This is a genomic window from Bacillus sp. NMCC46 (assembly GCF_002998465.1).
Taxonomy (GTDB): Bacteria; Bacillota; Bacilli; order Bacillales; family Bacillaceae; genus Bacillus.
The window spans coordinates 146,537-164,207 of sequence record NZ_PVQZ01000003.1; the positions used below are offsets into that span (position 1 = coordinate 146,537).

At 44.3% G+C, this 17,671-nt stretch carries 17 protein-coding genes; 15 read left to right on the top strand and 2 right to left on the bottom strand.

From position 1 onward, the window contains the following. Positions 1-12 precede the first annotated feature (12 nt). From opp1B to abc-f, 5 genes are all read left to right on the top strand, one after another. Complete coding sequence (gene opp1B, locus C6Y01_RS10305; protein ID WP_034660061.1) at positions 13-942, top strand: nickel/cobalt ABC transporter permease; 930 nt, start codon at positions 13-15, stop codon at positions 940-942. Between the two features lie 5 nt (positions 943-947). Further along, positions 948-1,835: a nickel/cobalt ABC transporter permease gene (gene opp1C, locus C6Y01_RS10310; RefSeq protein ID WP_095285780.1), complete on the top strand. Its 888-nt coding sequence runs from the start codon at positions 948-950 to the stop codon at positions 1,833-1,835. Beyond that, a complete protein-coding gene (locus C6Y01_RS10315) occupies positions 1,798-2,616 on the top strand; it encodes an ABC transporter ATP-binding protein (protein ID WP_034660060.1) in 819 nt (272 codons plus the stop codon). The genes opp1C and C6Y01_RS10315 overlap by 38 nt, the downstream gene beginning before the upstream one ends. After that, positions 2,610-3,380 (top strand): ABC transporter ATP-binding protein, encoded by a 771-nt coding sequence (locus C6Y01_RS10320; protein ID WP_034660059.1) that lies wholly within the window; start codon positions 2,610-2,612, stop codon positions 3,378-3,380. The genes C6Y01_RS10315 and C6Y01_RS10320 overlap by 7 nt, the downstream gene beginning before the upstream one ends. Before the next feature lie 334 nt (positions 3,381-3,714). Further along, a complete protein-coding gene (gene abc-f, locus C6Y01_RS10325; protein ID WP_223249917.1) occupies positions 3,715-5,274 on the top strand; it encodes a ribosomal protection-like ABC-F family protein in 1,560 nt (519 codons plus the stop codon). 15 nt (positions 5,275-5,289) lie between these two features. On the opposite strand, the gene C6Y01_RS10330 is transcribed toward abc-f, so the two are convergent. Beyond that, positions 5,290-6,699 carry a polysaccharide deacetylase family protein gene (locus C6Y01_RS10330; RefSeq protein WP_106038172.1) on the bottom strand — a complete coding sequence of 470 codons (1,410 nt, stop codon included), beginning with the start codon at positions 6,697-6,699 and terminating at the stop codon, positions 5,290-5,292. A gap of 322 nt (positions 6,700-7,021) precedes the next feature. Here C6Y01_RS10330 and C6Y01_RS10335 point away from each other — a divergent pair, with 322 nt between their 5' ends. The 4 genes from C6Y01_RS10335 to C6Y01_RS10350 all read left to right on the top strand — a co-directional run bounded on the left by C6Y01_RS10335 (position 7,022) and on the right by C6Y01_RS10350 (position 10,335). Beyond that, positions 7,022-8,050 carry a FecCD family ABC transporter permease gene (locus tag C6Y01_RS10335; protein WP_189318696.1) on the top strand — a complete coding sequence of 343 codons (1,029 nt, stop codon included), beginning with the start codon at positions 7,022-7,024 and terminating at the stop codon, positions 8,048-8,050. Beyond that, entirely contained in the window at positions 8,047-9,048 is a 1,002-nt protein-coding gene (locus C6Y01_RS10340; RefSeq protein ID WP_106038174.1) for a FecCD family ABC transporter permease, read from the top strand. The genes C6Y01_RS10335 and C6Y01_RS10340 overlap by 4 nt, the downstream gene beginning before the upstream one ends. A gap of 17 nt (positions 9,049-9,065) precedes the next feature. Continuing rightward, positions 9,066-9,971, top strand: a complete 906-nt coding sequence (locus C6Y01_RS10345; protein WP_189318698.1) for an iron-hydroxamate ABC transporter substrate-binding protein — start codon at positions 9,066-9,068, stop codon at positions 9,969-9,971. Positions 9,972-10,110: 139 nt separating this feature from the next. Next, positions 10,111-10,335 (top strand): phage holin, encoded by a 225-nt coding sequence (locus C6Y01_RS10350; protein ID WP_034660052.1) that lies wholly within the window; start codon positions 10,111-10,113, stop codon positions 10,333-10,335. 88 nt (positions 10,336-10,423) lie between these two features. Here the strand turns inward: C6Y01_RS10350 and slrR are convergent, their stop codons facing one another. After that, the gene (slrR, locus tag C6Y01_RS10355; protein ID WP_034660051.1) at positions 10,424-10,894 is read right to left on the bottom strand and encodes an HTH-type transcriptional regulator SlrR; all 471 of its coding nucleotides are present in this window, start codon (positions 10,892-10,894) and stop codon (positions 10,424-10,426) included. Positions 10,895-11,152: 258 nt separating this feature from the next. Between slrR and C6Y01_RS10360 the strand changes: the two genes are divergently transcribed. From C6Y01_RS10360 to C6Y01_RS10385, 6 genes are all read left to right on the top strand, one after another. Next, positions 11,153-11,884 carry a YveK family protein gene (locus C6Y01_RS10360; protein WP_034660050.1) on the top strand — a complete coding sequence of 244 codons (732 nt, stop codon included), beginning with the start codon at positions 11,153-11,155 and terminating at the stop codon, positions 11,882-11,884. Beyond that, complete coding sequence (locus C6Y01_RS10365; RefSeq protein WP_034660048.1) at positions 11,874-12,557, top strand: CpsD/CapB family tyrosine-protein kinase; 684 nt, start codon at positions 11,874-11,876, stop codon at positions 12,555-12,557. Before C6Y01_RS10360 ends, C6Y01_RS10365 begins: the two co-directional genes overlap by 11 nt. A gap of 164 nt (positions 12,558-12,721) precedes the next feature. After that, a complete protein-coding gene (locus tag C6Y01_RS10370; protein ID WP_034660046.1) occupies positions 12,722-14,596 on the top strand; it encodes a polysaccharide biosynthesis protein in 1,875 nt (624 codons plus the stop codon). After that, the gene (locus C6Y01_RS10375; RefSeq protein ID WP_106038176.1) at positions 14,562-15,701 is read left to right on the top strand and encodes a glycosyltransferase family 4 protein; all 1,140 of its coding nucleotides are present in this window, start codon (positions 14,562-14,564) and stop codon (positions 15,699-15,701) included. Before C6Y01_RS10370 ends, C6Y01_RS10375 begins: the two co-directional genes overlap by 35 nt. Before the next feature lie 2 nt (positions 15,702-15,703). Beyond that, a complete protein-coding gene (epsE, locus tag C6Y01_RS10380) occupies positions 15,704-16,540 on the top strand; it encodes a glycosyltransferase EpsE (RefSeq protein WP_106036502.1) in 837 nt (278 codons plus the stop codon). Next, the gene (locus tag C6Y01_RS10385) at positions 16,537-17,667 is read left to right on the top strand and encodes a glycosyltransferase family 1 protein (protein ID WP_106038177.1); all 1,131 of its coding nucleotides are present in this window, start codon (positions 16,537-16,539) and stop codon (positions 17,665-17,667) included. The genes epsE and C6Y01_RS10385 overlap by 4 nt, the downstream gene beginning before the upstream one ends. The last annotated feature ends 4 nt before the right edge of the window (positions 17,668-17,671 follow it).

Consider the following 17,671-nt stretch of genomic DNA (forward strand, 5'->3'; position numbering starts at 1 on the left):
GGAGGCAGAAAGATGACACGCTATCTCTTAAAACGAATATTACTGCTTTTCCCACTCATGATCTTTATCACCTTCTTTGCTTTTGTACTGCTGACGATGCGGGCAAGTGATCCAGCTGAGGTCGCTTTGCGGGTGAATCAAGTCACTCCAACAGAAGACATGATTGAATCGATGCGGCAGGAGCTAGGCTTAGATCAGCCATTTCTTATACGATATGCCACATGGCTTAAAGATGGATTAACAGGTGATTTTGGCAGGAGTTATGTTACACAAGAGCCAGTTTTTGATCTCATCATGGAGGCGCTGCCTGCCACATTGCAGCTTGCAGGAGCAGCGCTCTTTTTCATCATTGTATTGAGTTTGTTATTCGGAGTGATCTGTGCATATGCTGCTCATACATGGGTAGACCGAGTACTGAGAGCCTTTGTGTTTATCGCTGCTTCAATGCCTAGTTTTTGGTTAGGGATTTTGTTTATTTGGCTTTTTTCTGTCAAATTCAATTGGGTCAATACGAGTGGAATGGAAGGATTCAAATCAATTCTTCTACCAGCTGTCACACTATCACTTGGGTACTTATCAACCTATGTGAGACTGATCCGCAATCAAATCCTGAAATTTCAGCACGAGCCCTTTGTTTTTTATGCAAGAGCTCGCGGTTTAAAGGAACGGGCTGTTCAACTGAAAGTGATGAGACATGCACTTCAATTAGCTGTGACAGCACTTGGCATGTCTATCCCAAAACTCATTGCTGGCACAGTTATTATTGAAAATCTTTTTGCTTGGCCAGGGGTTGGCCGGTTGTGTGTAACAGCTATTTTCCATGCCGATTTCCCTATGATTCAAGCCTATTTATTTGTGATGGGGTTCCTTTTTGTTGTGTGTAACCTCATGGCTGATGTTGTGCAAATGACCATGAATCCGCAGTTGCGAAAGGAGGTCTGAGAATGATGATAGGATGGCATCAATTAAGAAAAGACCGTATGGCGGTTGTTTCTATCTGGCTGTTAGCACTTGTCGCTTTAGCAGGACTGTTTGCACCAGTGTTAGCACCACATGATCCAACAGAAACGAACATTCTTCAAAAATATGCCGGCATCAGCCTGACTTATCCGCTCGGAACGGATCAGCTCGGGAGATGCGTATTGTCACGGCTTTTATATGGCATTCGGACTACGATGCTTGCGGCCATGCTGACGATGTGTATCACGATGCTCATTGGCAGCACACTTGGACTCATGGCGGGCTTCTTCCGAGGAAAAGTGGATGGCGTGTTGATGAGACTGTGTGATGTTATGCTCTCCTTCCCAGCAGAAGTGATGATTCTAGCTGTTGTGGGGATACTGGGGCCTGGATTATTCAATATTATTTTGGCGAATGTCCTAGCGAAATGGGCCTGGTATACAAGAATGATTCGTTCGTCCGTTCTGCAGTATGCGAATGAACCATCTGTTCAGTATGTAAAAGTGTCTGGCGGCTCCCCATTTTACATACTGAGGAAGCATTTATTTCCTCGCATTTCAGGAGAAATTGCTGTCTTTGCGACACTTGATGCGGGCTGGGTCATCTTAAATATATCTGCTCTGTCTTTTCTTGGGTTAGGCGTGAGCGCACCTACACCGGAATGGGGGATGATGCTCAACGAAGCGAAGAATGTCATGGTGACACATCCAGCCCATATGCTTGTGCCTGGCCTTGCCATCTTATTTGTGGTCATGGCGCTGAACTTTTTAGGAGACAGCCTTCAGCAGGCCACGACCCCTGCCATGCATCACAACAATCAAAAGGGAGGGAGACCATTTGCCTTTCATCGACGTAAAAAATCTGTCCGTACATGATCCAGTGCAGCAAAAGGATTTAGTGGCGAACATAACGTTCTCCCTACAGCAACAACGTTGTTTAGCTGTTATTGGAGAAAGTGGAAGCGGAAAATCAACCGTCGCAAAAGCGTTAATTGGCTTGATTCCTTCTTCGCTAGAAGTGGAGGGAGCGATCATGTTTGACGGCGAAACATTGACAACTCAGACAGCTGAGCAGTGGCGAGGCAAACGAATTGGCTTCATCTCACAAGATGCGATGAATGCGTTCAATCCCATCGAAACCATTGGTCATCAAATGATGGAAACGTTCCAGCGTCATTTGGGCTTACAAGGAAAAGAAGGGAAAGCACATGCTATCGCAGGACTTGAGCGTGTTCATTTAAAAAATCCAAATGAATTGTTGAAGCAATATCCTTATGAATTATCTGGCGGTATGCTTCAGCGAGTGATGATTGCGATCACGATGATGCTTTCTCCTAATGTGATCATTGCCGATGAGCCAACGGCGTCGCTTGATGCATATAATCGGCGTGAAGTCATCATGCAATTACAGAGGCTGAAAGAAGAAACAGGCGCGGCCTTGATCATCATTTCGCATGATTTAGGCGTCGTTCAGGCGATCGCTGACGAGGTGTTGGTGGTGCATCAAGGCGAGATGCTTGAGCATCGCCCAGCTGATAAGGTATTCACATCGCCTGAGCATCCTCAAACGAAGCATTTACTTGAGACGAGGCGCCGATTATCTGTGCCTCTTGAAGCACTGCGGCAGCAGCAGAGAGTGAGGGCATTTCCATGTTGATTACAGCTGATAGCCTCATCAAGCATGGAGAGAAGAAAGGTTTCTTCTCTCGACAAATGCAGTCAAAACCACGCATATCAAACGTCTCGTTTGAAATCGAAAAAGGACAATGTGCCGGGTTAGTCGGTGAAAGCGGCAGCGGCAAAAGTACATTGGCAAGAATTCTGCTCGGTTTAGAAAAAATAGATGGCGGCAAGGTACAGATTGATGGAAAGCCAGCTGACACATGGCGAAAGATGAACCGAGGAAAAATGAGTGTTGTCTTTCAGGATTATCGATCTTCTGTTCACCCCTCCTTTACGGTGAAAGAAATCGTTGCTGAGCCTATGCGATTGTTAAAGCAGGAAAAAAATGTGGATCAGAAGGTTTTATCGTTGCTTGAACAAGTCAGACTACCCTCTTCTTTGCTGTATCAATATGCACATCAGCTAAGCGGCGGTCAGCTCCAGCGAGTGTGCATTGCACGAGCCATATCAACGCATCCAGCCATTCTCATACTAGACGAAGTCCTGAGCTCACTGGATGTCTCTGTTCAGGTGCAACTATTGGAGCTGCTCGAGACATTAAAACAAGAGCTAGACATGACCATCCTTATGATTACTCATGATATAGAAGCGGCGGTGTATCTATGTGATCGTCTCCTTTTTTTACATGAAGGAAGCATAGTGGAAGAATGCAAAAAGGATGAACTGCTTGATGCGGTCCACCCATTTACGCTGAAATTAATGGACTCACTTATGCCATTTCAGCTTGACAAAAAATAACCAATCTTTTATCGTATACGTAACAAACGACGGAAGGGTGACCCAATGCAATGAAGTACTAATCCTATGACCTGTAAGCAAAATGAAAAAACGAAGGCAGTGAGCAAACGATTGGTTTGCCATGTTTGCTGCGTTTTCATTTTTTAGCTTCGGAATAGGATGGTACAGCTTGGGAATCAAAGAATGAGGTGATTGATACGGGGGATGTGTGTGTTCAGATAGGAACGCGGCACGTCATCCTGGATTGATCTGCTTATTTTTGTACACCATTTTGCCTCCTATTCTGAGAATGGGAGGCTTTTTCATGTCTCCTGATACGAAAGGAGAGGGTTGGATGTTATTAAAAGCCAATCAGTTAAAGATTTTTCGAAAAGATCGATTGTTATTTGATATTGAGGAGCTTGCCATCCATCAAGATGACCGCATCGGCCTTGTTGGAACAAATGGCAGCGGGAAAACGACTTTATTGCATGTGCTGGCGGGGCAAGAGAAACCAGACAGTGGCACGTTTGCTGCCACAACAACTTGTACACTGCTTCCTCAGCTGAAACAAGCGGATGGCACACAGAGCGGTGGTGAGATGACCCAGACTTATATTGAAAGAGCGTTAAACCGTCCTTCTGCCCTTTTATTAGCAGATGAACCGACGACTCATTTAGATACAGAGCACATTGAGTGGCTGGAAGAGAAGCTGCATCATTATCAAGGGGCCCTCATTGTCGTTTCACATGATCGTGCTTTTTTAGATGCGGTATGTACGGAGATTTGGGAGCTGGATCATGGACGGCTTAATCAATACAAAGGCAACTACTCGCAATTTGCACAGCAAAAAGAGCTGGCGCATCGTCAGCAGGTGGAAGCGTACGAAGCTTATACACAAAAGAAAAAACAGTTAGAGCATGCGCTTGAAAAGAAAAAGAAAAAAGCCGACAAAGCAACAAAGCCATCCCAAAAGCTGAAATCCTCAGGGCCAAAAATTGCAAAGCCCTACTATGCAAATAAGCAAAAAAAGCTGCAAAAAACAGCCAAATCCATTGAGACAAGGATGGAGAAATTAGAAAAGGTTGAGAAAGTAAAAGACATTCAGCCCATTCAAATGACTCAGCATACAATGAAGGAAGTAGCGAGCCGTACTATTTTGCGAGTGAAAAATGTAGATGGCAAGGCGGGCGATCAATTGCTTTGGAAGCAGGCAAATGTGGAAGTGAGAGGCGGGGACAAAGTCGCCATTATCGGCAAGAATGGGAGCGGGAAAACGACATTTCTCCGAATGCTGGTGAATGGGCATCCCGGAGTGTCTCGCTCAGAAGCTGTCAAGCTCGGCTATTTTCGTCAGGATCTTTCAGGATTGAAGGTAGATGAATCGATTTTACAAAATGCGCTGAAAGAGGCTGTTCAAGATGAGACAGTGGTACGAACGGTTTTAGCGAGACTCGGATTTCGAGGGGATGATGTGCATAAACCTGTTAGGGTGTTAAGCGGGGGAGAACGGGTGAAGACCATGCTTGCGTCCTTGCTTGTCAGCGATGCCAATGTCCTCATGCTGGATGAACCGACGAACTTTCTAGATCTGTCGGCAGTTGAAGCGTTCGAAGGTCTATTGAAGGATTACCCGGGTACCGTTGTGTTTGTATCCCATGATCGCAGACTGATTGAGGAGGTGGCCACTCGCATTTTCCATGTTCATGAAAAGCGTATTGAAGCATTTGACGGCACATATGAAGCGTATAAACAAAAGGACGACAAACCAGCTGTTACACAAAGAGAAGAGGAGCTTCTTTTAATTGATATGCAGCTGTCTGAAGTGCTCAGCCGTTTAAGTATTGAGCCGTCTCAGGAGCTGGAAGAGACATTTCAAGCATTATTGAAACAAAAGAAGTCTTTGGAGTCATAAAGAAAACCCCTGTGTTTACTGCACAGGGGCTTGTTCATGCCGTTCTTTTGTTAATTGTTCAAGTTCACTTACTGTGACCAGCTGATAGCCTTGTTTGGTGAGCTCATGGATGATCTTCACTGCTGCTTGAGCTGAGCTGTCATAAATATCGTGCATTAACACTGTTCTGCCATCTGCTGCATGTGAGAGAACGTGGTTTGTGATCTGCTGACTGTTGCGAATTTTCCAATCCTCTGGATCAACATCCCATAAAGAGACCTTCATCCCAACCGCTTGATTGATGTCTTGATTTGTTCCACCATATGGCGGTCTAAAGTGCGTAGGTGTATACCCGCTCGCTTTCTCAATCAACTGCTGGGTGTCCTTCACTTGTTTCACCGCCTCCTTTAAAGGCAGTCTTGTTAATAAAGGATGACTGTAAGAATGGTTTCCGATTTCATTCCCGCCTTTTAGAATATCTGCAAGCATACTAGGATAATACTGCACCCTGCTGCCTAATACGAAAAAGGTCGCATGTCCTTTATTTGCCTTTAATGCATCTAAAATTTTTGATGTTGTCGCTGGGTTCGGACCATCATCAAATGTGAGGGCGATGGCTTTTTTATTAAGGTCAAGCTTTGATTTTTGCGGCAGCTTGACGGCTTTTCTTTTTGGATTTGGTTCTTTCATTTCATTTTGGTTATTGGTTTTATTCATATATTCTGGCTTTAATATATCTTTCAGCAGCGTCTTTTTAATCGCGAGTGTTTGCGGACCAAGATCCTTGTCGGCTACTTGAGATGCTGGGAAATAAAATTCTACATATTTCTCTTTCAAGGCAAATTGACTGAAGTTTTGAGCAGTAGGGGCTGTTCCTTTCTGAAGGAGAGTCTGATCCTTAGATAAGGTTTTGTCCTTTAGAAGCTCTGAATATGTAATGTAGGATAATTTCTTCAAAAAGTTGGTTTTAGGCAGAAATAAATCTTTTGTGTCAAGAAAGGTTTTTTTCTGAAAATCATAGTTGATCGTGAGATGATTGGTGGTCCCATTTTGCTGACCTGTATAGGTATAAGTCGTAAAGCGAATAGCAGCAGACTGCTTCGCATAATGCACCATATCATAATCAATATTCAGTTCAAAGCGTTTGTTTTCATCGATGTCCTTGGCTTCACTAAACGTCTTTTTGAAATGCTCTAATGCTGAATTGGCGTAGCTTTGAATCTTGTCATCTAGCTGTTTTTGATGAAAAAGAGGATAGTTGACTGCATATCTCATAAATTTCCCGTCATTTACGAGAGTAACGATTTCGACATTTTTATAGTTCGTATCCTGCTTTACATTTTTCTTCTCTGTCCCGCTTGCTTGTTGATTTTGAAAGAAAGCAACGACTCCAATGATGATCGCAAGTGCAAATAGGCTGATACTCCATTTTCCCTTTAATGACACAACGTTCAAATCTCCTCTCATGACGGGCCATTCTTTATCAGTTTGACATCTGTTTGTAATATTTTTATAACATTTGACTTACTTTTGTAATTTTAGAGGATGTTCAGGCGGAATGTCAACTATTTTCCTATTAAACTATGAGAAAAAATGATAGGCCATTCCAAACGAGCAAAAGACACCTCATTTTGCTGCCACGCACATACCTTCATTAATTAAAAAATAGGGCGTACATTGATTTTTCAGAGGCAGACGGCTATAATTTTGATGATTATGATTCTCATTTTCAAACTGACTTTTAATGAAGAAAAGGATGACACCGATTTTGCAGGATAAGCGAACACCTCAACAAAAACGATCATCACATATTCTGTTCTTTTTGATATTTTTTCTCGCCGTCATTGGTTTGGCGGCTGCCATGTTTTTGGCTGTGTCATATGGTGCCAAAACATTGTCTCTGCAAACGGTTTGGACAGCTGTATTTGACTATCAGTCAGATGTCACAGAGCAGCAGATCATCCATGAATTAAGACTTCCTCGTGTTTTAGGAGCAGCTCTTGTCGGAGCGGCATTTGCCGTAGCAGGTGCGCTCATGCAGGGCATCACAAGAAACCCGCTGGCAGATGCGGGGATTCTGGGCATTAATGGCGGTGCGATGTTTGTGGTCGCTCTCTGTTTTGCCTTTTTCCCAGAAATGCCTTATTCGGCACTTATGTTTTTTTCCTTTATTGGTGCAGTGCTTAGTACGCTGCTGATCTTTGCGATTGGGGCGGCTGGTGGCGTTTTGACACCGCTGCGTTTAACTGTAGCAGGAGCCGTTGTGGCTGCATTGCTTCATGCGCTTAGCTCTGGGATCGCGATTTATTTTGACTTGAGTCAGGACCTTGCGTTTTGGTATGCAGGCGGTGTGGCTGGTGTGAAATGGCCGCAGCTGACGATTCTTGCCCCAGTCATTCTGATAGTGATCGTATGGGCGATGCTATTAGGACGGTCGCTGTCGCTGCTGACGCTCGGTGAAGATGTAGCGGCAAATTTAGGGGTGAAAACACGACAAGTGCGAATACTAGGAATGGCAGCTGCCGTATTATTAGCAGGGGTTTCTGTATCAGCAGTCGGATCGATTGGATTTGTCGGTCTTGTCATCCCGCATATCGCAAGAAAGCTGGTTGGTGTAAACTATCGTTTCGTCATTCCGATGTCGGCGATATTAGGCGCGGTGCTGCTAGTCTTTGCTGACCTTGCCAGCCGCACCGTTAATCCGCCCCGAGAGCTTGCCATTGGCGTGATGGTGGCACTTGTCGGTGTTCCTTTCTTCTTATATATTGCCAGAAAAGAAGGGAGGAACCTGTCATGAGAGAGAAACAGCGGGCTCTTGTCGTGACAGTCGTTTTGCTTTGTTTGACTGCGGCTGTTGTGCTGTATAGCTTAAATACCGGCACGCTGAAACTAAGTCCTCTTGTGGTCGTCAAAACGTTATTCGGCTTTGGGGATTTTCAAAGTGAAACGGTGCTGTTTGACTATCGTCTGCCTCGAATCGTGGTGACGATGCTGGCGGGAATTGGTCTTGGCATTGCGGGCGGCATTTTGCAGAGCTTATCTCGTAACCCGCTGGCCGATCCAGGAATTATTGGACTGAATGCAGGAGCAGCATTTGGCTTAATCGTGTTTGTGACGTATTTCCATGCACTAGAAGGCAATCCATCTCTTCTTATTCCGCTCTTTACATTTGGCGGAGGGCTTCTTGCGGCAGCGGTCATCGTGCTTCTGGCGTATAACCGGCAGGAAGGGCTTGTTCCCATCCGGCTGATCCTAGTAGGAATTGCAGTTGCGGCGGGATTCAGTGCTTTGACGTTATATTTGTCATTGAAGCTGGATGAAGATACTTACACATTTGCTTCAAGATGGCTTGTCGGTAATGTCTGGGGGAGAGACTGGATTCATGTGTTAGCGCTTCTGCCTTGGATTGTATGCCTTGTGCCGCTTACGCTGATGCAGTCAAGCACGCTCAATGCATTGACATTAGGAGATGCTGTCGCCTCAAGTGTAGGTGTACGTGTCCAGCGTCAGCGTCTCCTTTTGCTGACCTTGGCTGTTGGTTTGGCGAGTGCAAGTGTTTCGATGACAGGCGGTATTGGTTTTATTGGTCTTGTCGCCCCGCATTTGGCAAGGCGGCTTGTCGGCTCGCTGCATCAGTATTTTTTACCGGTTAGTGCGCTGCTTGGCTTGTTGATTTTGGTCAGTGCCGATACAATCGGACGTTCCATCTTTGCCCCAAATGCCATACCAGCGGGTGTGGTTGTGGCTTTTATTGGGGCACCTTATTTTCTCTATTTATTAACAAAAACGAAATAAACGTGAAAGAGGAACTCATCATGAAAAAATTACTTGTGCTTGTTTTAACGTTCTGTTTCATTATGCTTGCCGCTTGTGGTCAACAGGAAACAAAGAATACAACAACTCAAAATGATCATGGAACACCGAAAATTGCTTCCTTGTCTATCCATTTAACCAATGACTTATTAGCACTCGGTATCAAGCCGGCAGGCTCTGTTGTAGGAGGGGACTTAAAAGATTTCCTTCCACATGCGAAAAAGCAGCTGAGTGGTACGAAGAAGCTGGGCATCGCAGCCGATCCCGATATGGAGTCACTGCTTGCATTACAACCAGATGTCATTTATGTCGATGAAGAACTAGCTGGACAAGACTTATCGAAATATAAGAAAATCGCCAAAACGGAAGTGTTTAATTTAAATGACGGCACTTGGCGTGATCATTTGAAAAAAATCGGCAAGCTCGTCAATAAAGAAAAAGAAGCCGATCAATATATTCAGGATTACAATCAAGAAGCAAAAGAAGTCAAATCGCTCATCAAACAAAAGATTGGAAACGGGAAAGTAATGGCGATCCGTGTGACGGCAAAGGAGCTTCGAGTATTTAGCATGAAGCGCCCAATGGGTCCTATTTTATACGAGGATTTAGGTCTGACACCTGTCGATGGTGTGAAGAAACTGGACAGCAAGCGGCCATTTGAAGTGATTTCTCAAGAGGTTCTTCCTGACTATGATGCAGATGCTATCTTTGTCGTCGTGAATCGTGATGATAAAGCGCAGCAGGTATTCAAGCAATTAGAAAAGACTCCGATTTGGAAGGGTCTAAAAGCCGTGAAGAAAAATCAAGTCTATCCGATTGCCGATCAGCCATGGCTCGATTACTCAGCACTAGGCAATAAAATGGCATTGGATGAAGCAAAAGAGATGTTTTCTACATCAAAATAAAATGAAATCAGGCATCATTCCTTTTATGGGAATGATGTCTCTTTTTTTGATCTGGTCTTCTATTCATTCGGTTTTTGCATACATATGAGAGAGAACGAGCAGTACCGCCCGTGAAGGGGAAGAAAGGGAGGGGATACAGTTGAAGGTTCAAAAAATTAGTGCAGGTACAATCGCAAGGCTTGTGCTGCTTTTGCTCGCGCTTGTCAACAGTGCTCTAACCGCTGCGGGAAAAAGCCCAATTCCTATTGATGAAGAAGGTATTCAGCAATTTATCACGTTAGCCTTTCTTGGGATTACATCACTATGGGCCTATTGGAAAAACAATGATATAACGAAAAAAGCACGAACAAAAAAAGAAGAATAAGAGAAAAAAGAGCCTTTTCATGATAAAAGGCTCTTTTTCAGCGAAGCGTCAAACGCCTCTCCCCGCAATTTGACTCTTCCTGAAAGGCTTACGCCCGTCGTTCTCCCATGTTGGCGAGGAATGCTTTTACTTCCTCAATGCTTAAGCCGATAGCTTTCGCCTCACTCATCAGACGCTTCCACTCTGATATATTCGAATCAGTCAGCTTTCTATGAGTGACATGTAACGTCTTTTCTTCCTGCTCCTTTCGGTACGTTTGGAGCAGCTGATAGAGTTCTTCTTTCGGCATGCCGGATTGGACGGCATTGACGATATGCTCCCGCCATTCGTGTTCACCACCCTCAGAGTAATGAAACATCATCGTCTCTGCATCAAACAGCTCTTGTAAATCAATTTCTAGTGAAGAGGATACCTTTTTTAAAAACTGGACAGATGGATTTCTGTGGACACCACGCTCAATTTTACTCAAATACGACTTAGAGACATGGGCATCTTCAGCCAGCTGCTGAATGGAGTATCCTTTCCTCTTTCGGTAAATGCGTATCACCTTTCCTATCATTCTTATCAATGATCTCCCTTCTCCCTGGCGAATCGTACTGCGACCTTTTCGTTCATTATAAGAAATAAATTGTTCTTTATAAAATTCAAAAACGTAAGAAACAGGAAGTAAACAAAAGAAAACGAACGATTTCGTTCTTTAAAAAGAACTATAAGACCTATTATGACATTTTTCTTTGCGGGTATTATCTTTTATAATCCAATCATTAACAAAAAGAAACCATATATAACCTTTTTATGATGAAATCGGGAGGTATCTATGAATGAGAATATAGGTTTTAAGCAGCTGTTTTCTGTCATTAAAGAGAAAATGGCCCTTCTGATCCTGATTGTCCTGATCGTAACGGGCACTTCAGCCTACTATCAGTTCTATGTCTCGACTCCTGTATATCAGGCAACCACTCAAATTCTTGTTCATAAACGCAGCAATGACGCACAAGCAAACTTAAACGATATTCAGATGAACCTTCAATATACACGTACCTTTCAAGTTTTATTAAAAAGTCCGATCGTCATTGAAAAAGTAAAAGAAACACTCAACCTCACAGAATCAGCTGAAGGATTAAAACACAAAATTGCCACAAGTACAGAAAATGAGTCTGAGGTCATCAATATTTCTGTACAAGATGAGGATCGCGCAAAGGCAGTCGCCATTGCGAATACCGCAACAGAGGTGCTGCAAGAAGAAATCAAAAAAACCATGAATATGGATCGCATTAATGTTTTGTCTGAAGCCAAGCTGTCCAATACGATTCTCATGAATTCCAGAAAATTCGTTCATATCGTTCTGGCACTAGGTGCCTCTTTATTAGGGGGGATGACACTCATTTTCTTAATGAATTTACTCGATGATACTGTAAAACGAACACATCAAATAAGAGAAGAGATCGGATTGCCGTCGCTCGGAAGTGTCTATCAGATGCAGGCAGACAGGAGGGCAAAAAAAGACAAGCAGTCCGTCATAACGGGAGGACAGAACATTGATCTTTAAGAGGAAGAAAAGAGAAAAGAGAGATTTATCCTGTATTTCTGTATTAAATCCTCACTCTGTCATTGCAGAACAATTCCGTACAATCCGAACTAACATCGAATTCACATCAATCCAAACAAGGCTGAAATCCATATTGGTGACATCCTCCTTGCCGAAGGAAGGGAAATCATTTACGGCTGCAAACCTAGCAGCTGTTTTTGCACAGCAGAAAAAGCGGGTGCTGCTGATGGATGCTGATTTGCGAAAGCCGTCTGTTCATGAATATTTTGACCTGAGTCATCACACGGGCTTGACCAATGTACTATTAAATAATTGCAGCTTGGAGGAAGCTATTTTGCCTACACCCATTGAGCATTTAGAGCTGCTTCCGAGCGGAACCATTCCGCCGAATCCAGCTGAGCTGCTCTCCTCTTCTGTCATGAAGCAGCTGTTTTATGAAATTGAACAGCAATATGACATGGTGATTGTTGATTCCGCGCCGCTTCTGCCAGTGGCCGATGCAAAGATCCTGGCGAACCGGACCGATGGGAGCATTCTTGTTGTCTTAAGCGGCAAAACAAAGATAGCGGCTGTGAAGAAATCAAAAGAAGTGTTAGAAGGAACAACAGGTAAACTGCTTGGGGCTATGCTAAATGGCAAGAAAGAGAAAAAGGGAAGGCTGTATATGTATTAACAAGATTGATAGGTGATGTCTCCTAATCTTTAACAATGGAGGCACTCGATCCTGCTGTGGGCATGACAAATGCCTTAGATGCTCGTCATCAATAGTGGGGTGTGAGGACGGGTTTGATGCCCATTTTACGTAAGAATAGTGATGTTGAAAAAGGGGGAGGAGCGTTGACTTACGCCCAAAGATTATCAATCATCGTGGCACTAGATTCATATCTCATCTTAGTTGCTGTCTTTTTTGGCTTTCAATTTGTCCAAGAAGCGGCGTTAACTGTTTATACATTTGAAATGCTCGTCATTTCTTCGCTCAGTCTGCTCATTGGGCACCATTTGTTTTCGTATATTTTTCACGTGTACAAGCAAGTATGGGCTTATACAGGGGTAAGAGAGCTATTTTCTTTAATGAAGACCTTTGTGTGTTCTTTTTTATTTTCAATGGCAATGCTGTACCTTTTCGTGCAGACATGGCCCTTTCGGTTTTTGTTCATTGTGTGGCTTTTCCACGTATTATTCATCGGCGCATCTCGAATGGCCTCCCGGCTATTTCATGATGGTGCAAAGCGGCTGCAGGTAGAAAAGGAGCGGGCCTTAATCATTGGCGCCGGATCAGCCGGGACCATCATCGTTCGTCAGCTTCAGCAATCGAGTGATGTACATATTGAACCAGTCGCCTTCATAGATGATGACAAGACGAAGCATAAGCTTGAAATCATGGGACTGCCTGTTCTAGGGGGAAAAGAACAGATTCAAACAGCTGTTGTGATGATGGATATTCAAAAGATCATCATCGCCATTCCGTCCAAAAGCAGCCATACCTTAAAAGGGCTGTATAAGGAATGCGTAGCGACTGGGGTCAAAACGCAGATCATGCCAGAGATGGAGCAGATTTTAAAAGGAACTCATGCGCTGAATCAATTACGGGATGTACAGCCAGAGGATTTACTCGGAAGAGAACCGATTCAATTAGATTCAAGCCGTCTATCTGTCCATTTAAAGGGGAAAACGATTATGGTCACAGGGGCAGGCGGATCGATTGGGTCAGAAATCTGTCGTCAAATTTGTGTGTTTGCTCCTCAAGCGATTGTGCTTGTGGGACACGGGGAATTTAGCATTCATTCTATTTTACTAGAGCTGAAAGAAATTTATGGGGACACCATCAGTCTCTATCCACAAATTGCAGATATCCAAGATAAACAGAAAATGAGTGAAATCGTTGGTCAGTTTCAGCCGGATATGATTTATCATGCCGCGGCACATAAGCATGTCCCGCTCATGGAGATCAGTCCAAAAGAAGCAGTGAAAAACAATATTATCGGGACAAAAAATGTCGCAGAAGCTGCACATGAGCACGGCATTGAAACATTCGTCCTCATTTCCTCTGACAAAGCGGTCAATCCTGCCAATGTGATGGGCGCCACAAAGCGGTTTGCTGAAATGCTGATCATGCAAATGGGGGCAGGCAGTGAAACAAAATTTGTAGCGGTTCGGTTTGGAAATGTACTCGGAAGCAGGGGAAGCGTCATCCCTATTTTTAAGAAACAGATCGAACAAGGCGGGCCGGTCACGGTCACGCACCCAGCGATGACAAGGTATTTTATGACCATTCCAGAAGCATCAAGGCTTGTCATTCAGGCGGGTGCATTGGCAGAAGGAAGACAGATTTTTGTATTAGATATGGGGGAGCCAGTGAAAATTGTTGACCTCGCAGAAAACCTCATTCACCTCTCAGGCTATACCACAGACCAGATTCCGATCACGTTCACAGGCATTCGTCCTGGGGAGAAAATGTATGAAGAATTACTCAACCAGCATGAAAAAGCACAGGAACAAATTTTTCCGAAAATTCATATCGGCCATGCGCTGGATGGTGATCCATATGTGCTGAACCGCTTTATCCATGAATTTGACATGATGAGTGAAGAGCAAATGAGAGAAGCATTGTTTGCTGCCATCGAATCGCATGATTTGTTGTCTGAACAGATGACCAGAGAGGAGGAAGCGCTTGCCAATGAAGAAAAAAGTCTTGTTTTGCGCAACGGTTGACTATCATTTTAAGGCATTTCACCTTCCCTATTTCCGGTGGTTTCAGGAACAAGGATGGGAAGTGCATACAGCAGCAAATGGTCAGCTGGAGCTGCCCTATGTGGATCAAGCGCACTCAATTCCGATTCAGCGCTCCCCTTTTCATGTGCACAACCGGTTTGCGTATGTGGAGTTGAAGAAGCTGTTAGCGAAAGAACACTACGACTTCATCCATTGCCACACACCAATGGGAAGTGTGGTTGGCAGACTTGCAGCCAAAAGCGCGCGCAAAAAAGGGACGAAGGTTCTTTACACAGCACATGGCTTTCACTTTTGGCAAGGAGCGCCGCTTCAAAACTGGCTGCTCTATTATCCAATTGAGCGATGGCTCGCCCGCCATACAGACGCTCTGATCACCATTAATGGAGAGGATTTTAAAAGAGCAGATCATCTATCAAAAGAGCGAACATCTGTTTATTACGTTCCTGGTATGGGTGTGGATATGAAACGATTTGCACCAGTTAATGAAAAAGAGAAGCAGCGTCTTCGTGCAGTCTATGGCTTTTCTTCAGAAGATTTTATTGTGCTGTGTGCTGGCGAATTAAATGCGAATAAAAACCAAGGAATGCTCATCAAAGCATGTGCCCAGCTATATAGGAAAATATCAAATGTGAAGATCGTGTTTGCCGGGGAAGGCACAATGAGGCCGATGTATGAAAAGCTGGTTTGCGGGCTCCATCTTGAAAAGCATGTCCACTTTGCTGGTTTTTGCAAACAAATTGAGGAATGGATGCATATGAGTGATGTATGTGTGTCGACTAGTCTGAGAGAGGGCCTCGGCATGAATCTGCTTGAAGCGATGTCTGCGGAAAAACCAGTCATTGCAACAGAGAATAGAGGGCACTGTGAGCTGATCAGACATGGCGTGAATGGTTTTTTAGTCAAACCGCATGATGTAAATGGCTTGGCTGAATATTTGCACCAGCTCTATCACAAAAGGGATCAGCTGCCCCTCATGGGAAAAGCGGGACGCTCCTTAGCGCATGCATTTGCACAGGAGCAGGCGGTGAGTGCTATGGAAGAAATTTATACAACCTATATGGATCAAGCAGAGAAGGTGATGTGAGCATGCGTAAGCCAAAGGTGTCTATCATCATGGGCGTCTACAATTGCCAAGACACAGTAGAAGAAAGTATTGAATCCATTCTTCATCAAACATATGACAATTGGGAGCTCATCATATGTGATGACGCATCAACAGACGGCACCTATGAAAAAGTGCTGTCTTATACAAAACGAGACCCTGAAAGAATTCGCCTTATCCGCAATGAGCATAATCAAAGGCTTGCTGCCAGTCTGAATCGCTGTCTAGCTGAAGCAAGGGGAGACTTGATTGCACGGCAGGATGGCGACGATGTATCAGTATCAGTTCGTTTAGAAAAACAGGTTCATTTCCTAGAAACACATCCTGAATATGATGTGGTCGGTACGGCGATGACGGTGTTTGATGAATCGGGTACAAAAGGTGTACGTGCACTTATTTCAGAGCCTGATCGGAAGGTGCTGGCAAAAGGGACTCCTTTTTGTCATGGAACCATTATGATGAGGGCTGCTGCATACAAGGCTTTACATGGGTATCGCTCTGTGAAAACAACAAGGCGGATGGAAGATATCGATCTGTGGATCCGTTTTTTTGCTGCGGGGAGAAAAGGCTTTAATTTACAAGAGCCGTTATACCTTGTGAGAGAGGATGAAGCGGCCTTTCAGCGCCGTAAGTTTCAATATTCAATGGATAATGCCTGGCTCATTTTAAAAGCATGCTGGTTATTAAAATTGTCGCCGGTTCATTATCTGTTTGCACTAAAGCCGGTGGTTCGCGCCTGTTTATCACCGAAGATCATGAAATTTTATCATCGGCGGAAGCTGGAGGCGTCTTTGTTGAAAAGGGGGGACGATTCGGGATGAGTGAGCCAAAGCGTGTACTTCATATTGTGGGCGGGATGAACCGCGGCGGGGCTGAAACGATGATCATGAACATCTATCGTGCACTCGATAGAAATGTCCTTCAATTTGACTTTATTACCCACCGAAAGGATGTCTGTGATTATGATGAGGAAATTCAAAGGCTCGGGGGACGCATCTTGTACGTCCCAAGTATTGGGGCGTCCTCTCCTTTGGCATTTGTGAAAACATTGACAAAGACAATCAAGCGAACAGGACCGTATCAGGCAGTGCATGCCCATACGGATTTTCAAACAGGTTTCTCCGCACTTGCTGCGAAATTGGCGGGTGTGAAGGTGCGGATTTGTCATTCGCATAATACAGCTTGGAAACAGTCGCCAAATTGGGTAGACCATATGATGCTCAAAGGGTTTCGCCAGCTGATCTTTGCATTTTCTACACAGCTTGTTGCATGCGGTGAGGATGCCGGTTCCTTTTTATTTGGGCAGAAAAAAATGAAGAATGGACAAGTTGAGGTGCTGCCGAATGGGATTGATTTATCCCTTTTCTTTCAGCCTGATCCAGACGAAAAGGTGAAGATCAAAAAGCAGCTGGGTCTTCACGAAAAGAGCATGATTATTGGTCATATTGGCCGGTTTCATGAGCAAAAAAATCACGTTTTTTTTATGGAACTGGCACAGACCTTAAAGAAACAGGGGGTCTCATTTCAACTTGTCCTTGTAGGGGATGGACCACTGAGGCAGGTGGTTGAATCATATGCGGAGAAGGCAGGCTTGTTAGACGACATTGTCTTTACAGGCGTCGTATCAGACGTTCCGCAGTATATGAAAGCATTTGATGTATTTGTGATGCCGTCCTTGTTTGAAGGACTTCCGCTTGTATTAGTGGAAGCACAGGCATCTGGATTGCCTTGTGTGATTTCAGATCATATTACAGAGGAAGTGGATTTAGGCTGCGGTCTTGTGAAAAGAATGTCGCTGCGGGATTCTGCGCATGAATGGATGAAGGCGGTGCTTGAAGCATATCATGCAGAGCCTCCTCTTCAAGAGACCATTACGTCCCAGCTTGAACAAAGAGGATTTGATGTCAAACAGAACATCACACGTGTGATGAATGGATATGGACTGTAAGGAA